Source organism: Arthrobacter sp. 05N429, assembly GCF_056397045.1.
The window spans coordinates 63,104-79,175 of record NZ_JBFTMQ010000007.1 but is presented as its reverse complement, the minus strand read 5'-3'; the positions used below and the strand labels follow the sequence as shown (position 1 = coordinate 79,175).

The 16,072-nt window shown below is 68.3% G+C and carries 11 protein-coding genes and 1 riboswitch; of the genes, 3 read left to right on the top strand and 8 right to left on the bottom strand.

All coding sequences use genetic code 11. From position 1 onward, the window contains the following. Position 1: 1 nt before the first annotated feature. Positions 2-514: a GNAT family N-acetyltransferase gene (locus AC1DF4_RS13300; protein ID WP_476913333.1), complete on the bottom strand. Its 513-nt coding sequence runs from the start codon at positions 512-514 to the stop codon at positions 2-4. A gap of 75 nt (positions 515-589) precedes the next feature. Continuing rightward, positions 590-697, top strand: a riboswitch (TPP riboswitch). Between AC1DF4_RS13300 and thiC the strand changes: the two genes are divergently transcribed. After that, a complete protein-coding gene (gene thiC / locus AC1DF4_RS13295; RefSeq protein WP_476913332.1) occupies positions 693-2,501 on the top strand; it encodes a phosphomethylpyrimidine synthase ThiC in 1,809 nt (602 codons plus the stop codon). (Overlaps the previous riboswitch by 5 nt.) Here thiC and AC1DF4_RS13290 read toward each other — a convergent pair. Continuing rightward, positions 2,498-3,247, bottom strand: coding sequence for an alpha/beta fold hydrolase (locus AC1DF4_RS13290; protein ID WP_476913331.1), 750 nt, complete (start codon positions 3,245-3,247; stop codon positions 2,498-2,500). The genes thiC and AC1DF4_RS13290 overlap by 4 nt on opposite strands. Positions 3,248-3,306: 59 nt before the next feature. Then, positions 3,307-4,893 carry a signal recognition particle protein gene (gene ffh, locus AC1DF4_RS13285; RefSeq protein ID WP_476913330.1) on the bottom strand — a complete coding sequence of 529 codons (1,587 nt, stop codon included), beginning with the start codon at positions 4,891-4,893 and terminating at the stop codon, positions 3,307-3,309. Positions 4,894-5,045: 152 nt separating this feature from the next. On the opposite strand from ffh, the gene AC1DF4_RS13280 reads away from it, so the two are divergent. After that, positions 5,046-6,434 carry a glucose-6-phosphate dehydrogenase gene (locus AC1DF4_RS13280; protein ID WP_476913329.1) on the top strand — a complete coding sequence of 463 codons (1,389 nt, stop codon included), beginning with the start codon at positions 5,046-5,048 and terminating at the stop codon, positions 6,432-6,434. A gap of 58 nt (positions 6,435-6,492) precedes the next feature. Here the strand turns inward: AC1DF4_RS13280 and AC1DF4_RS13275 are convergent, their stop codons facing one another. The 3 genes from AC1DF4_RS13275 to AC1DF4_RS13265 all read right to left on the bottom strand — a co-directional run bounded on the left by AC1DF4_RS13275 (position 6,493) and on the right by AC1DF4_RS13265 (position 9,582). Further along, positions 6,493-7,695, bottom strand: a complete 1,203-nt coding sequence (locus AC1DF4_RS13275; protein ID WP_476913328.1) for an acyltransferase family protein — start codon at positions 7,693-7,695, stop codon at positions 6,493-6,495. A gap of 184 nt (positions 7,696-7,879) precedes the next feature. Continuing rightward, a complete protein-coding gene (locus AC1DF4_RS13270) occupies positions 7,880-8,218 on the bottom strand; it encodes a P-II family nitrogen regulator (RefSeq protein WP_024366371.1) in 339 nt (112 codons plus the stop codon). Beyond that, positions 8,215-9,582, bottom strand: a complete 1,368-nt coding sequence (locus AC1DF4_RS13265) for an ammonium transporter (protein ID WP_476913327.1) — start codon at positions 9,580-9,582, stop codon at positions 8,215-8,217. Before AC1DF4_RS13265 ends, AC1DF4_RS13270 begins: the two co-directional genes overlap by 4 nt. Positions 9,583-9,833: 251 nt before the next feature. Between AC1DF4_RS13265 and AC1DF4_RS13260 the strand changes: the two genes are divergently transcribed. Continuing rightward, the gene (locus AC1DF4_RS13260; RefSeq protein WP_476913326.1) at positions 9,834-11,072 is read left to right on the top strand and encodes an MFS transporter; all 1,239 of its coding nucleotides are present in this window, start codon (positions 9,834-9,836) and stop codon (positions 11,070-11,072) included. 67 nt (positions 11,073-11,139) lie between these two features. On the opposite strand, the gene ftsY is transcribed toward AC1DF4_RS13260, so the two are convergent. Together ftsY and smc are read right to left on the bottom strand one after the other, a co-directional pair. Further along, positions 11,140-12,357, bottom strand: coding sequence for a signal recognition particle-docking protein FtsY (gene ftsY / locus AC1DF4_RS13255; protein WP_476913325.1), 1,218 nt, complete (start codon positions 12,355-12,357; stop codon positions 11,140-11,142). An 88-nt stretch (positions 12,358-12,445) separates the two neighbouring features. Further along, positions 12,446-16,039, bottom strand: coding sequence for a chromosome segregation protein SMC (smc, locus tag AC1DF4_RS13250; protein ID WP_476913324.1), 3,594 nt, complete (start codon positions 16,037-16,039; stop codon positions 12,446-12,448). Positions 16,040-16,072 lie beyond the last annotated feature (33 nt).

The window sequence follows — 16,072 nt, the reverse complement described above, 5'->3', positions numbered from 1 at the left end:
CTTAAAGCCTAAGTCGCATGACGACCCGCCGCCCAAGGTCATCCAGCCCCAGCTGCGCTTCCCGGACCCGCAGGGACGCCAGCGCCGGCCCCGGCTCGGCACATTCCTCGAACCCGCAGCTGGCGTAAAACGGTGCATTGAACGGGACGTCCGCGAAGGTGCAAAGGGTCATGGAACTATGGCCAAGGCTCCGGGCCCGGTCGATGGCCGCCTCGAGCAAAGACCTTCCGATTCCGTGCCCGGCTGAGGCGGGCTGCACGGAGAGTTGTTCCAGGTGGGCGTGGCCGCCGACTTCGTCAACGCGGGCGAATCCCACGGGCGGATTTCCTGCGACCAGGATGGCGACCAGGACGAAGAGCGGCTCAGCAGCGGCCTGCGGCTCCGGGGCAGGGAGTGCCTGATGCCCCAGCTCCGCTTCGAGCATATGGTCTGCCGCGGCTTCAAGAACGGGCAGTGCCGCGAGGTCCTCGGGCGTTGCTGTCCTGATAAGGGGCACGGCCCTGGGCTGAGTCACGGTGCCACGCTAGCACCGGGCCCGACGGCCGCCGTCACACTCGTCAGCTTTTCGGACGGCACGTGGTAGCTTCATCTACGACCACACGGGTGCCCCTGCAGGGGCTGAGATCGGGCTGACGCAGCCTGCGACCGTTGAACCTGTCCGGGTAATGCCGGCGAAGGAAGTGAGCAGTCCCTTGAGCACCACAGAAACGCAGCACAGTCCTGTCCAAAACCAGATTGCCCCCGCACAGTCGCTGCAGTCCCATTCGCTGGCGTTCGCCACGGACGCGGAACACGGCATCCGCGTCCCGGTGACCGAAATCGCGATGGCAGACTCGCCTGACGGCCGCGGCAATACCCCGTTCCGGGTGTACCGTACCGCCGGTCCCGGCAGCGATCCCGTCCGCGGGCTGGAGCCGTTCCGTGCCCCCTGGATCGCTGCCCGGGCAGACACCGAACCGTACGCCGGCCGTCCCCGGGAACTGCTCGACGACGGCAAGTCCGCGGTGCGCCGGGGCGCGGCGTCCGCAGAGTGGAGGGGCGCCCGCCCGGTGCCGCGCCGCGCCGTCGAAGGCAGGACCGTCACGCAGATGCGCTATGCGAGGGACGGAATCATCACGCCGGAGATGCGGTTCGTCGCGTTGCGCGAAAACTGCGACGTCGAGCTGGTCCGGAGCGAGCTCGCGGCGGGCCGTGCCATCATCCCCAGCAACGTCAACCACCCCGAATCCGAGCCGATGATCATCGGCAAGGCCTTCCTGGTGAAAATCAACGCCAACATCGGCAACTCCGCGGTGACCAGCTCCATCGCCGAGGAAGTCGACAAGCTCCAGTGGGCCACCCAGTGGGGTGCGGACACGGTGATGGATCTCTCCACCGGGGACGACATCCACACCACACGCGAATGGCTCATCCGCAACTCCCCCGTGCCCATCGGCACGGTCCCCATCTACCAGGCGCTGGAAAAGGTCAACGGCATGGCCAACGCCCTCACGTGGGAAATCTTCCGGGACACCGTGATCGAACAGTGCGAGCAGGGTGTGGACTACATGACCATCCACGCCGGGGTACTGCTGCGCTACGTGCCGCTAACGGCCGGGCGGGTCACCGGCATCGTGTCCCGCGGCGGCGCAATCATGGCCGGCTGGTGCCTGGCCCACCACCAGGAGAACTTTCTGTACACGCACTTCGATGAGCTGTGCCGGATCTTCGCCCGCTACGACGTCGCCTTCTCGCTGGGCGACGGGCTTCGGCCCGGCGCGACGGCGGACGCCAACGACGCGGCGCAGTTCGCCGAACTGGACACCCTGGCCGAGCTCACCCGGCGGGCCTGGGAATTCGATGTGCAGGTCATGGTGGAGGGTCCGGGACACGTCCCGTTCCACCTCGTCCGGGAAAACGTCGAGCGCCAGCAGGAACTCTGCAACGGCGCCCCGTTTTACACGCTGGGGCCACTGGTCACCGATATCGCACCGGGCTATGACCACATCACGTCCGCGATCGGTGCCACCGAAATTGCCCGCTACGGCACCGCCATGCTGTGCTACGTCACGCCCAAGGAACACCTTGGACTGCCCAACAAGGACGACGTGAAGACCGGGGTCATCACCTACAAGATCGCGGCCCATGCCGCCGATCTCGCCAAGGGCCACCCCGGAGCGCATGAACGCGACGATGCCTTGTCCAAGGCGCGGTTTGAGTTCCGCTGGCGGGACCAGTTCGCGCTGTCCCTGGACCCGGTGACTGCCGAAGCTTTCCACGATGAGACGCTCCCTGCGGAGCCCGCCAAGACGGCCCATTTCTGCTCGATGTGCGGGCCCAAGTTCTGCTCCATGCGGATCAGTCAGGACATCCGGGACGAGTTTGGCACCGGCAGCGCCGCCACTGCGGACCCGCGGGCCGCAGTGGCGGCGGGAATGCGGGCGAAGAGCAGCGAGTTCCTCGCCTCGGGCGGCAAGGTCTACCTGCCGGCGCCTTCCGTGGGGGGACCCGCAACCGGCTAGGACGCCTGGGCGTGCTGCTGCCGCCCGACGTCGGCGATGAACGTCCGGATGACCCGGTTCCCTTCCACTGAATCTTGGGGCCGGTGCCCGCCGGCCGCCGTGCGGTGCAGGGCGCCGGTCTCGCGCAGGTAACCCGCGATCTCTTCGTAGAGCGGTTCCCAGCCACCGGTCAGGACCAGGGTGGGGACGCCGGGGACGATCTGCAGCGGGGCTTCCCAGGGCGGGGCCTGCAGGCGGAGGCGGCGCGCCTCCCGCTGGTCTTCCGGGCGCGGGGCGCCGAGGGTCGCCTGCGCGGGCGTGTGCGCTGCGAACACCCGGCGGACGAATTCGCGGTGGAAATCCTCGTCGCTGAGATTGTGTCGGACCTCGAAGAGCGGCTGCATCAGGGCGCGGTGCGCCGCGGTGGCCGGCAGCTCCGCCGTGAGCGAGAGGCACGCCGGTTCCACCAGGGTCAGCGACTGCACCAGGTCGGGACGCTCGACGGCGGCCATCATCGCCGCAATGGCACCCTGCGAATGCGCCACGACGTGGCCTCCGGCGGCGCCGCGGCCGTCGTCGGCCAGGGCGCGGAGGACGATGGCGGCGTCGGCGGCGAAGTCGGTTTCCAGCGGTTCCGCGGTGGGGTCAAAGCCGTGGCGGCGCAGGAACAGGGCGTCATAGTTCAGCGCCATTCCGTGCTGCTTCGGCCACGCGGCAGCACCGAAGCTGCCCGCCCCGTGGACGAAGACTACGCGCTGCTTGAACATGGTCTAACCCTATGGCACCGGCCCCGCAATGGGGCCGCCGACATCTCGGCCGGACGGGCCTATTTGCCGCCGCCGAGGAACTTGTCGAAGCCCTTGGGCAGGTTCAGCTGGGAGGGATCGAAATCTCCGCCCTGCTGGCCGAACGCGGCCCCGGTCGGAAGGGCCTTGGCGCCCGCGGCGCGCCGCGCCTCGGCGTCCTTGAGCTCCTGCGCTGCCTTGGCCGGGTTGCCGGAGCGGGCCTTCTTCTTGGGTGCGGCCTTGCCGCCCTTGCGGGCACCGCCGCCGCCCATGCCGGGCATCCCCGGCATTCCGGGCATGCCTCCGCCGGCTGCCATCTTCTTCATCATCTTCTGGGCCTGGGCAAAGCGCTCCAGCAGGCCGTTGACCTCGGAGACGTGCACGCCCGAGCCGCGGGCGATGCGGGCGCGGCGGGAGCCGTTGATGATCTTGGGCGCGACGCGTTCATGCGGCGTCATGGAGCGCACGATCGCCTCGACGCGGTCGATCTCGCGCTCGTCGAACTGCTCGAGCTGCTGCCGGATGTTCTGCGCTCCGGGCATCATCATGAGCATCTTCTTCATGGAGCCCATGTTGCGGATCTGCTGCATCTGGGCCAGGAAGTCGTCCAGGGTGAAGTCTTCCTGGTCGGCGAATTTCTTCGCCATCCGGGCAGCCTCGTCCTTGTCCCAGTTCTGCTCGGCCTGCTCGATCAGGGTGAGCACGTCACCGAGGTCGAGGATGCGTGAAGCCATGCGGTCCGGGTGGAAGAGCTCGAAGTCGTCCAGGCTTTCGCCGGTGGACGCGAACATCACGGGCTTGCCGGTGATGGAGGACACGGAGAGCGCGGCGCCGCCGCGGGCGTCGCCGTCGAGCTTGGAGAGCACGATGCCGGTGAAGTTGACGCCTTCGTCGAAGGCCATGGCCGTGTTGACGGCGTCCTGGCCGATCATGGCGTCCACCACGAACAGCACTTCGTTCGGAACGATGGCGCGGCGGATCTGGCGCGCCTGTTCCATCATCTCGGCGTCGACGCCGGTCCGGCCGGCGGTGTCCACGATCACGACGTCGTGCAGCGTGCGGCGGGCTTCCTCGACGCCGGCCCGGGCGACGGCGACCGGGTCGCCGGCCGGGTGGTCGAGCTCGGTCGAGGTGGCGCCCGGGTGCGGCGCGAAGACCGGCACGCCGGCGCGCTGGCCGACGACCTGGAGCTGGGTCACCGCGTTGGGGCGCTGCAGGTCGCAGGCCACCAGCATGGGGCTGTGGCCCTGCGCCTTGAGGTACTTGGAGAGCTTTCCGGCCAGGGTGGTCTTGCCGGCGCCCTGGAGGCCGGCGAGCATGATGATGGTCGGCCCGGTCTTCGCGAGGCGGATCCGGCGGGTCTCGCCGCCGAGGATCTCGACGAGCTCCTCGTTGACGATCTTCACGATCTGCTGGCCCGGGTTCAGCGCGGCGGAAACCTCGGCGCCGAGGGCACGCTCGCGCACACGTCCGGTGAACTCGCGGACCACGGGCACGGCGACGTCGGCATCCAGGAGGGCACGCCGGATTTCGCGGACCGTGGCGTCAACGTCCGCCTCGGTCAGGCGGCCCTTGCCACGGAGATTCTTGAAGGTTGCTGTCAACCGGTCAGAGAGTGAATTGAACACGCGCCGTGCACTTCTTTCAGTGGATCTACGGATGGCTGCCGGTCCGGCACGCCAGCGTCGCGGCTGAAGTTCGCCTGAACGAACCGCCTCGACAACGGGACTCGACTATCTAGGGTACCAAGACGGGCGTTCAAGATGGCATGCTGGCGTAGGTGACCAGCAAAACAACTGTAAAAACCCTGCTCATCCTCGGCGCCTCGGGCGACCTCACCGGCAGGCTCCTGCTGCCGGGACTGGCCAGGCTCGTGTCGCGTGGGCGCGCCGACGGCCTGACCCTGGTGGGTGCCGGCTCGGATGCCTGGACCCAGGATCAGTGGCTGGAGCGCCTCGAAGAGTCCTTCGCCGACGCCCACTCCCAGGCCGGGGCCCCTGGCCGCCGGGAGCTGAAGCGGATCCGGGAAACCACCAGCTACCACCAGCTTGACGTCACGGCCGACGGGCAACTGGCCGGCCTGCTGGCGCAGCTGGAGGGGCCCGTGGCCATCTACTTCGCCCTGCCGCCGCGCGTCAGCCAGCTGGCCTGCGAGGCGCTGGCTCCCGGCCAGGTGCCCGCCGGGACGCGGCTGGTCATGGAGAAACCGTTCGGTTCCAGCGAAGAGTCCGCCCGCCACCTCAATGCAACCCTCGCCGCACTGGTCCCGGAGGACCACATCCACCGGGTGGACCATTTCCTGGGCAAGGCGACGGTGCTGAACATCCTGGGCCTGCGCTTCGCGAACACCTTCCTCGAGCCGGTGTGGAACCGCGAGCACATCGAGAAGGTCGAGATCGTCTTCGACGAGGACCTCGCGCTGGAGGGGCGCGCCCGGTACTACGACGGCGCCGGCGCCCTGCGCGACATGATCCAGAGCCACCTCCTGCAGATCATGGCCCTCCTCGCGGTCGAACCGCCGGCGTCGGTGGATGAGCGGGACCTCCGCGACGCCGTCGCGACTGTGCTGCGGGCCAGCAGCATCAAGGCCCCCTACGCAAAAAGCACACGCCGCGCCCGGTACACCGCGGGATCAATCGGCGGCCGGACGGTGCCGGACTACGCCAAGGAGGATGGGGTCGACGCCGCCCGGGGCACCGAGACGCTCGCCGAGGTGGAGGTGGAGATCGACAACTGGCGCTGGCAGGGCGTCCCGTTCATCCTTCGCTCCGGCAAAGCGCTGGGCAACAAGCGCAAGGAAGCCGTGGTGACCTTCCGGCCGGTGCCGCACCTGCCCAAGGGTTTCACCGGGGTGGACTCCCCCAACCAGCTGCGGATCGGCTTCGGGCCGGACACCCTGCAGTTCGACGTCGATGTGAACGGCCCCGGCGACATCCTCAGCCTGGACCGCGCCACCCTTAAGGCCGAGCTGAGCGCCTCCGCGCTGCTGCCGTACGGGGAGGTCCTGGAGGGCGTCCTGACCGGCGATCCGCTGCTCTCCGTCCGCGCCGACACCGCGGAAGACTGCTGGCGCATCCTGGAGCCCGTCCTCAAGGCCTGGGCCAGGGGCAGCGCACCGCTGGAGGAGTACGCGGCCGGGAGTGACGGGCCGAAGGGCTGGCCGGCCTGACCGCCGGGGCCGGACGCGGGCGGACGCGGGGCAAGAATTCTGCGCCAGCAGGCTGGCGTCAGGACGTGCCGGTCAGGTCACGCTGGGTCTGCTGGACGGTTGCGGGCCCTGACTCCCTCGCTTGTTCCGCTTCTTCCCGTTGCTGCCGCGCGAGCCCGAACTGACGTGCTATCCGATGCGACGGTTTCTCCACTCCCACATAGAACAGCCAGCCAGTGAGGAGTGAGACGACGGCAACCAGCGGTAACTGGAGCCAGAGAGGCGACTGCCCGCGGGTAAGGAATCCCAATCCCACAACCACCGGTTCCTGTGTGAGGTAGAGGCTGAAAGAGATCCTTCCCAGCCAACGGACGCCGGCCGTTGAAAAAAAGCGGACGGCAGGTGCCCAATGGGCAACCGCAAACACCAGGAGGACGGCGCCTGCCGCCGCAGGTCCTATCCAGCCGGCACGGAGGGGAGAGTTCGGATCAATTCCGGCAATCAGCCAGGAATTGGTGATCAGGGCCCCCGACATCACGAGCATCAGGATCCATCCCCAGGACGGAACACGTTGTGCCCAGTCCCGGAGTTGGTCCGTGTTGTAGGCCATCAGCACGCCCAGCGCAAAAACGGAGATATACACGAGGTCCGGATAGAAGACGCCGGAAAGCCGCCAAAAAATGCAGAACGCAATAACGCTGGCTACTTTGAGCCACAGGAGGCGCTTGAACCGGACCGCGAAGAGCAGGAACAGCGGCAGCAGCAGCGAGAAGAGCACTTCCCACCGCAATGACCACAATGACGTGTTCAGCCCACCCCACCCTGCCATCAGTGAAGATCCAAGCAGGACCTGCAGGAGTCCGTTGGGTTTCTCAGCGTGTTCGTTGAGCCACTGGCCGGCGTCCGGCAGCACCGAACGGCTGACCGCCACTGTGGTGAGATACGCGAAGACCAGGCTGGCGATAGCCGGCAAATAGAGGCGCAGGAGACGCCTCGGGTAGAAGTACCGCCACGGCTGGCCATGATTGCGGGCGAATGGCAGCGCCAACACGAATCCGCTGAGCACGTAAAAAACCACGACCGCTTCCGATCCGGCCCAAAGAATCCTTGCCGGGGAATAGTGCATGATTTGCTCAAAGAGGGTCAGTTGGCCGGCGTTCTCCAGCTCGTAGATGGCACCCGCCCGCCCGTCCGCGATAACGACGTGGCAAACGACCACAGCGGCGGCGGCGACACCACGTAGGCCGTCCAAAGAGGTGTAGCGGGGGCGGGAAGCTTCCATCTTTTCCTCCATCGACGGCGCCGGCTGGGTAGGCCCGGACGTGCAGGCTCCGCTCAGTGCCGCCAGCCTACGGCAATCCTGCCTGTGCGTCAGCCGATTCGACCTGCCGGAAAAATGCGAAAGCCCCGGTTGCCGTGGACGTATCGTGTCCATGGCAACCGGGGCCCGTCTGCTGTTCCGAGCGTTAGATCGCAGCCGATCCGCGTTCACCGGTGCGGACCCGTACTGCCTCGAACACATCCATCGTCCAGACCTTGCCGTCCCCGGCCCGGCCGGTGTTGGAGCTGGCGATGATGACATCCAGGATGTCGTCCGCCTGTTCATCGGTGGCCAGGACCTCCACCCGGATCTTGGGAAGCAGGTCCACGTTGTACTCGGCGCCGCGGTACACCTCGGTGTAGCCCCGCTGCCGGCCGTAGCCGCTGGCCGCGCTGACCGTGAGGCCCTGCACGCCGTAGGCTTCGAGCCCTTCGCGGATGGTGTCGAGCTTTTCCGGCCGGACGATTGCTGTGATCAGTTTCATGCCTCCACACTTTCCTTGCCTGCGGTCTTCTTGCCATTGGACGACGCGTCCACCGTCTCGGCGGCGGGGGCCGCTGCGGCCTGGCCCTGGGCCTTGCCGGTGATGAGCTCGTGCAGCGGGGTGAAGCTGCCGCCGTGTCCGCCGACACCGAATTCGTAAGCGGTTTCGGCGTGCAGGCTGAGGTCCACGCCCACGACTTCCTGCTCCTGGGAAACCCGGAAGCCCATGGTCTTGTGGATGGCGTAGGCGATGATTGCGGTCATGATCGCGGAGAAGGCGATGGCGGTACCGGCAGCTGCGAGCTGGGCCCAGAGCTGGGTGAGTCCGCCGCCGTAGAAGAGGCCGCCGCCGACGCCCTCAACCGGGAGGGCGATGAAGCCCAGTGCCACGGTGCCGATGATGCCGGAGACCAGGTGGACGCCGACGACGTCGAGTGAATCGTCAAAGCCCCAGCGGAACTTGAGGCCGACGGCGAGAGCGGAAGCCGCACCGGCGACGAGGCCAAGGCCGAGTGCGCCGACCGGGCTGACGTTGGCGCAGGCCGGGGTGATGGCGACGAGGCCGGCAACCACACCGGAGGCGGCACCGAGCGAGGTCGGGTGGCCGTCGCGGATGCGCTCCGTGATGAGCCAGCCGAGCATGGCCGCAGCGGGGGCCGCCAGGGTGTTGACCCAGATCAGGCCGCCCTGTTCCGCCGTCGTCGCTGCGCCGCCGTTGAAGCCGAACCAGCCAAACCACAGGATGGCGGCACCGAGCATGACGAACGGGATGTTGTGCGGGCGGTGGTTGGGGTCCTTGCCGAAGCCCTTGCGGTTGCCGATGATCAGCACGAGGATCAGCGCGGCAACACCGGCGTTGATGTGGACCACCGTGCCGCCGGCGAAGTCAATCGCGGGGCCGAGGGCCTGGCCGATTGCGCCTTCCGGGCCGAACAGCCCGCCGCCCCAGACCATGTAGGCCAGCGGGCAGTACACCAGCGTGACCCAGACCGGGACGAAGACGGTCCAGGCGCCGAACTTGGCGCGGTCAGCGATCGCGCCGCTGATCAGTGCGACGGTGATGATGGCGAAGGTCGCCCCGTAGCCGACCTTGATCAGTCCGTCAGGAGTGTCGATGCCCTCCAGCCCGAAGGTGGCGAACGGGTTCCCGACCATCTGCATGAAGCCCTCGCCGGAGCTCATCGAGGCGCCCCAGAGCACCCAGACCACACCGACCATGCCGATGGAGATGAAGCTCATCATCATCATGTTCAGTGCAGCCTTGGCGCGCGTCATGCCGCCGTAGAAAAATGCGAGTCCTGGTGTCATGAACAGCACAAGTGCCGCTGCCACCATCAGCCATACGTGACCTGCGGTAAGTTCCATGGTGCACGTCCTCCCTTGCTTAGATGCGAATCTGTTGGGTGTTCCTGCGGAGTTCTCCGCATGCCTCAACGCTGTTTGCGTTCTAAGAAGAGTTTGTCCGGGGCGTGTTTCACCGGGAGAGGAATTAGATTGCCGGGTTGTTACAAGAACCTCCCGGAAGTAAATGGTGCAAATCCTTCTTGTTACGGTTATGTTTCACCCGTTCCAACACCCCCTCTCCCGCACGCCCGCACCGCCAGGAAGCCACCAACATGAGTAAGACCCCCCGTCCCGCGGGTTCCCCGCCGCAGGCCGCCCCCCGAAACAACGGGAAGGCGGTGCTGCCCCGGGACATCAAGGTGATGTTGGTGGCGGCCTTCCTCATCGCCCTGGGCTTCGGCCTCGTGGCCCCGGTCCTCCCCCAGTTCGCCACGACGTTCGACGTCGGCGCGACGGCGGCTGCCGTGATCGTGAGCATCTTCGCGTTCATGCGGCTCGTGTTCGCTCCGGCCGGCGGGGCACTGATTGTTCGGCTTGGGGAACGGCCGGTGTACGTGGCCGGCCTGCTGATTGTTGCGGCGTCGACGGCGGCCTGCGCCTTCGCCCAGGACTACTGGCAGCTGCTGGTCTTCCGGGGTCTTGGCGGCGCCGGCTCAGTGATGTTCACGGTCGCGTCGATGGCCCTCGTGGTCCGGCTGGCGCCGCCCGAGAGCCGCGGGCGGGTCTCCGGGGCGTACGCCTCGGCCTTCCTGATCGGCAATGTGTGCGGGCCGGTCGTCGGCGGGCTGCTCGCCGGCTTCGGCCTGCGGATTCCGTTCCTGGTCTACGCGGCCGCCCTGGTCCTGGCCGCCCTGGTGGTGCAGACCCAGCTGAGCCATGTGCCGGCCGCCTCCCGCCCGGACGGCAGCACGGCGCCGGCGATGGACCTGCGCGAGGCACTGCACGACAGCGCTTACCGGGCGGGGCTGTTCTCCAGCTTCGCCAACGGCTGGGCGACCTTCGGTGTGCGGATGGCCACGGTGCCGCTCTTCGCCGTCGCCGCGCTGAACGCGGGGCCGGAGTCGGCTGGCTGGGCGCTGGCGGTGTTCGCCGCGGCCAACGCGGTGGCACTGACCTTCTCCGGCCGGCTCGCGGACAGCCTGGGCCGGAAACCCATGATGATCTCCGGCCTGCTGGTGACCGGCACCGCGACGGCGGCCATCGGCTTCACGCACGAACTGCTGTGGTTCCTCCTGGCCACGGCCGTGGCCGGCATCGGTTCAGGCCTGCTGGGCCCCGCCCAGCAGGCCGCCATGGCCGACGTGATCGGCAACGAGCGCTCCGGCGGGCGGGTGCTCGCCATCTTCCAGATGACGGCCGACAGCGGAGCGATCATCGGCCCGGTGCTCGCCGGGCTTCTCGCGGACCGGCTGGGCTATGGCTGGGCGTTCGGCGTCACGGGCGGCGTGCTGGTCGCGGCCGCCGCCGGCTGGCTGATGGCCAGGGAGACCTTCCGCGTTAAAGCCAACTAGCTCGCAGTTGGGTCGTTTTAGCGCTGAAACGACCGCAACTGCAAGCCAGTTGGGAGAAACGGAGCGGTTAGTTCAGGATGGCGTCGACGAAGTTCTCGGCGTCGAACGGGGCAAGGTCGTCCGCGCCCTCGCCGAGGCCGATCAGCTTGACGGGAACGCCGAGGGACTTCTGGATCGCCACGACAATGCCGCCCTTGGCTGTGCCGTCCAGCTTAGTCAGGACGATGCCGGTGATGTTCACGACTTCGGCGAACACCCGGGCCTGATTCAGGCCGTTCTGGCCGGTGGTCGCGTCCAGGACCAGGAGCACCTCGTCCACCTCGGCGAGCTTCTCGATGACGCGCTTGACCTTGCCGAGCTCGTCCATCAGGCCGGTCTTGTTCTGCAGGCGCCCGGCGGTGTCGATCATCACGACGTCGACTTCCTGGTCGATGCCTGCCTTGACCGCTTCATAGGCAACGGACGCCGGGTCCGCACCGTCGACGTCGGACTTCACTGTGGGAACGCCGACACGCTGTCCCCAGGTGGCGAGCTGCTCGGCGGCGGCGGCGCGGAACGTGTCCGCGGCGCCCAGCAGGACATCCTTGTCCTCGGCGACGAGCACGCGGGCGAGCTTGCCCACCGTGGTGGTCTTGCCGACGCCGTTGACGCCCACCACCAGCACGACGGCGGGCTTGTCGGCGTGCCGTTCCACCCGGAGGCTGCGGTCCATCGTCGGGTCCACGAGCTTGATGAGTTCCTCGCGCAGCAAAGCTTTGACCTGTTCCGGGGAGCGGGTTCCCAGCACCTTGACGCGTTCGCGGAGCGCGTCCACCAGCTGCAGGGTCGGCTCGGTGCCGAGGTCGGCGAGCAGGAGGGTTTCCTCCACCTCGTCCCAGACGTCCTCGTCGATCTTGTCCGCTGAGAGCAGCGCCAGCAGGCCCTTGCCCAGGATGTTGTTGGACTTCACCAGGCGTTCGCGGAGGCGGATCAGGCGGCCGGCGACCGGCAGCGGCGTCTCGACCGGCACGATTTCCAGTCCGGCGACGTTGTCCGGGACTTCGACTGTCTCCAGATCCTCGACGTCGGCCGTGACGTCGTCCGGCGACACGCGTTCGCGCGCTGGCGCGGGGCGGTCCTCGAGGAGGGTTCCGCCGCCCGCACCCGGCTTCACAGGATCGTTCTCGTCACGCTTTCCCGGGTAGTTGGTGATGTTCTTCCGGGTCTTCATCAGGACCGGAATAAGCGCACCGAGGACCACCAGGGCGGCGAGAATGGGCAGAAGAATGGGGAGGATGTCGTTCACTCCCCTAGCTTCTCACAAACCGGAAAGCCGTCGCGGAGTCCGGAAACGCGGGCGGGCGTGCCGCAGACGCTGCCTCAGCCGGCGCGCCTCAGACCTGGGCGCCGAGGCGCTGGCTGATTACGGTGGAGACGCCGTCGCCGCGCATTGTGACGCCGTAGAGGGCGTCGGCAACTTCCATGGTGCGTTTCTGGTGGGTGATGATGATGAGCTGGCTGGATTCGCGCAGCTCCTCGAAAATCGTGATGAGCCGGCCCAGGTTGGTGTCGTCGAGGGCGGCTTCCACCTCGTCCATCACGTAGAACGGTGAGGGCCTGGCTTTGAAGATGGCGACCAGCAGGGCCACCGCGGTCAGCGACCGTTCGCCGCCCGAGAGCAGTGAGAGCCGCTTGATCTTCTTGCCGGCCGGGCGTGCCTCGACCTCGATGCCGGTGGTGAGCATGTCGGAGGGGTCGGTGAGGACCAGCCGGCCCTCACCGCCGGGGAACAGCCGGGCAAAGATCCGGACGAACTGCGCCGAGGTGTCCTCAAAGGCCTCGGCAAAGACCTTCTGGACCCGCTCGTCGACTTCCTTGATGATGTCCAGCAGGTCTTTGCGGCTGGACTTGAGGTCCTCGAGCTGGGTGCTGAGGAACTGGTGGCGTTCCTCCAGGGCCGCGAATTCCTCCAGCGCCAGGGGGTTGACCCGGCCCAGCGCGGACAGGTCCCGTTCTGCCCGTTTGAGCCGCTTCTCCTGTTCCTCGCGGACGAAGGGCTTGCCGGCCACGATCTCGCGGCCGTCCTCGTCCACCGGGGCGCGCAGGGCCGCCCATTTGTCCGCCGATTCCGCGGCCGGCACGGGCACGGGCTGGTCCGGGCCGAAATCCGCCACGAGCTGGTCGGGGGTCAGTCCCAGCTCCTCGACGCTCCTGAGCTCAAGGGCCTCGATCCGGAGCCGCTGCTGGGTGCGGGCCAGTTCGTCGCGGTGCACGGAGTCCGTCAGTTCGGCCAGTTCGCGGGCCAGCGCGTCGTTGCTGCTGCGCACGGCCGCCAGCTCCGCATCCATCTGCTCCTTGCGTTCCTCGGCGCTGTCCCGTTCCTGCCGGGCGAGTTCCACCGAGACATCCATGAAACTGATCACCTGGCCGACGGCGGCGGAGACGGCTGCGGCGCGTTTGGCCTGGAGCCGGCGGCGGTGTGCCCGTTCGGCGGCCTCCTCCCGGGCGCGCCGCTCGGTGGCGGCGGCGCGTTCGAGCGACGACGCCCTGTTGCGCGTGGCGGTGAGCTGCTCCTCGGCGCTGCGGAGGGCGAGCCGGGCTTCCATTTCGGCGGTGCGGGCCAGCGAGGCAGCCAGGGCAAGGGCGTCACGGTGTTCCGGGGAGGGTTCCTCTTCGGCCGGTGCCTCCTGCGCGGCGGCGAGCCGGGCCGCCACGGCAGTGAGCGCTTCCTGTTCGCTGACGATGTTGGCCTCGGCCTTGGCGAGGGAGGCTGCGAGCCGCTCGCTTTCGCCGACGGCGCTGCGCAGCACGGAGTTCAGGTGCCCCAGGCGTTCGGCGACGGCCGCCAGCCGGGCGTCCGACTCATGGAGTTTCTCCAGGGCGGCATCGGCGCGGTCCTGCGCCGCGGCCCGCCGGGCCTGGGCGGCGGCAAGGGCGAAGCGCTGGCGTTCCAGCTCGGCGGTCACGGCAGCAAGCCGCGCGGAGGCGTCGTCGACGGCGGCCTGCACCTCAATCAGGGAGGGCGCCTTGGCGGAGCCGCCGCTGACCGTCAGCGCCGTGAAGACGTCCCCGGACCTGGTCACAGCCGTCAGCTCCGGGTGGCCGGCAATCAACTGCGCCGCGTCATCCAGTCCGTCGACGACGGCGATGCCCGCCAGCAGGCCGGGCAGCGGCAGCCCGGAGGCGGCGCCCTCCGGCCCGGACGCCGTGACCAGGGAGGCGGCCCACCGTGCGCTTCCGGGAAGCTCTGCACCGGAGTCCGGCGGGGCTGACGTTGCGCCCGCCAGCAGCAGGGCTGCGCGGCCGGCGTCGTCGTCTTTCAACCGCTGCACGGCGGCGGCCGCGGCCCCGCCGTCCTGCACCACGACGGCGTCGGAGGAGGCGCCGAGGGCCGCCGCGATGGCGGCCTCGAAGCCTGGTTCAACGGTGATCATGGACGCCAGGGAGCCGAGCACCCCGGGAATACCCGCGCCGAGGACGTGGTCCGAGCCATCCTTGCGGTTCAGGCCGAGCTGGAGGGCGTCGCGGCGGGCAATGAGGGCGCCGCGTTCCCGTTCGCCCTCCCGTTCGGCCGCCTTCAGCGCGTCGATCTCTGCGATGATGGCGTCGAGAGCCGCGCTGGCGTCCTCGTAGTCGGCGTCGAGGGTTTCCTCGCCGTCCTCCACTCCGGCAACCTGGGATTCGAGGGCGGTGAACTCGCTGTGGGCCTGCCTGCGGCGTTCCTCCCCCGCTTTGAGGGATTCACGGAGCCGGCCGAGTTCCGCCTGCGCCGACTCCACCCGGGAGCGTGCGGCGCCGACCTGCCCGGCAAGTTTCGCCAGGCCTTCGCGGCGGTCCGCGGCGGCGCGGAGCAGGGACGCGAGCCGCTTGTCCTCGGCGGCGGCGGCGTTCTCGGCCTCCTGTTTGGCGGCCGTGGCGGCGTCCAGGGCGCTGCGGCACTCTCCGATCTGGTGCTCCAGCCCGGCCTGTTCCGCCCGGACGGCGGCGGCCTGCAGGTCGAGCTTGTCCGGGTCGCGCCCGGAATCAGGGACGTTGTCCGAGGCCCCGAGCAGCCGGCGCCGCTCCTCTGCGAGCGAGCCGAGGGAACGCAGCCGCTCACGTCCCGCGGAGAGCTGGTACCAGTTGTCTCGGGCGGCGCTGAGTTTTGGGGTGGCGTCGGCGGCGAGCTGTTCGAGGCTGGCCTGCCGCTGTCTGCCGTGTTCAAGTTCCTGCCCGACGACGCCGCGGCGGGCTTTCAGTGCACTCTCGTCCGCTACATCCTGGGCCAGGGCCGACTGGAGCTGGACCAAGTCATCGGCGAGGAGGCGGGAACGCGCGTCGCGGACGTCGAACTGGACGGTCTGCGCGCGCCGTGCCACTTCCGCCTGCTTGCCCAGCGGCGTGAGCTGCCGCCGGATTTCACCGGTGAGATCGCTGAGCCGTGCGAGGTTGGCCTGCATGGCTTCGAGTTTGCGGACGGTTTTTTCCTTGCGGCGGCGGTGCTTGAGGATGCCGGCGGCTTCTTCGATGAAGCCGCGCCGGTCCTCCGGGGTCGCGTGGAGCACCTTGTCCAGCTGCCCCTGGCCAACGATCACGTGCATTTCCCGGCCCAGGCCGGAGTCTGACAGGAGCTCCTGGATGTCCAGGAGGCGGCAGCCGGCACCGTTGATCGCATACTCCGAGCCGCCGGTGCGGAACAGGGTGCGGGAAATCGTGACTTCGCTGTAGTCGATCGGCAGGGCGCCGTCGCTGTTGTCAATGGTGAGTGAGACGTGGGCGCGGCCCAGCGGCGGACGGCCGGACGTGCCCGCGAAGATAACGTCCTCCATTTTGCCGCCGCGAAGGGTCTTGGCGCCCTGTTCGCCCATTACCCAGGCGAGGGCGTCCACCACATTGGACTTGCCGGAGCCGTTGGGGCCCACCACGGCGGTGACACCTGGTTCGAATTCGAAGGTCGTCGCCGAAGCGAAGGACTTGAATCCCCGGACGGTCAGGCTTTTGAGGTGCAAGGTGTTTCGGTTCTCCTGGCTGGCGGAAACGGC

Bases quoted from the DNA above. Each gene is read 5' to 3' on its own strand.
- AC1DF4_RS13290 (WP_476913331.1), bottom strand. From the start codon at position 3,247: ATGTTCAAGCAGCGCGTAGTCTTCGTCCACGGGGCGGGCAGCTTCGGT.
- AC1DF4_RS13275 (WP_476913328.1), bottom strand. From the start codon at position 7,695: ATGGAAGCTTCCCGCCCCCGCTACACCTCTTTGGACGGCCTACGTGGT.
- AC1DF4_RS13270 (WP_024366371.1), bottom strand. From the start codon at position 8,218: ATGAAACTGATCACAGCAATCGTCCGGCCGGAAAAGCTCGACACCATC.
- AC1DF4_RS13265 (WP_476913327.1), bottom strand. From the start codon at position 9,582: ATGGAACTTACCGCAGGTCACGTATGGCTGATGGTGGCAGCGGCACTT.
- AC1DF4_RS13260 (WP_476913326.1), top strand. From the start codon at position 9,834: ATGAGTAAGACCCCCCGTCCCGCGGGTTCCCCGCCGCAGGCCGCCCCC.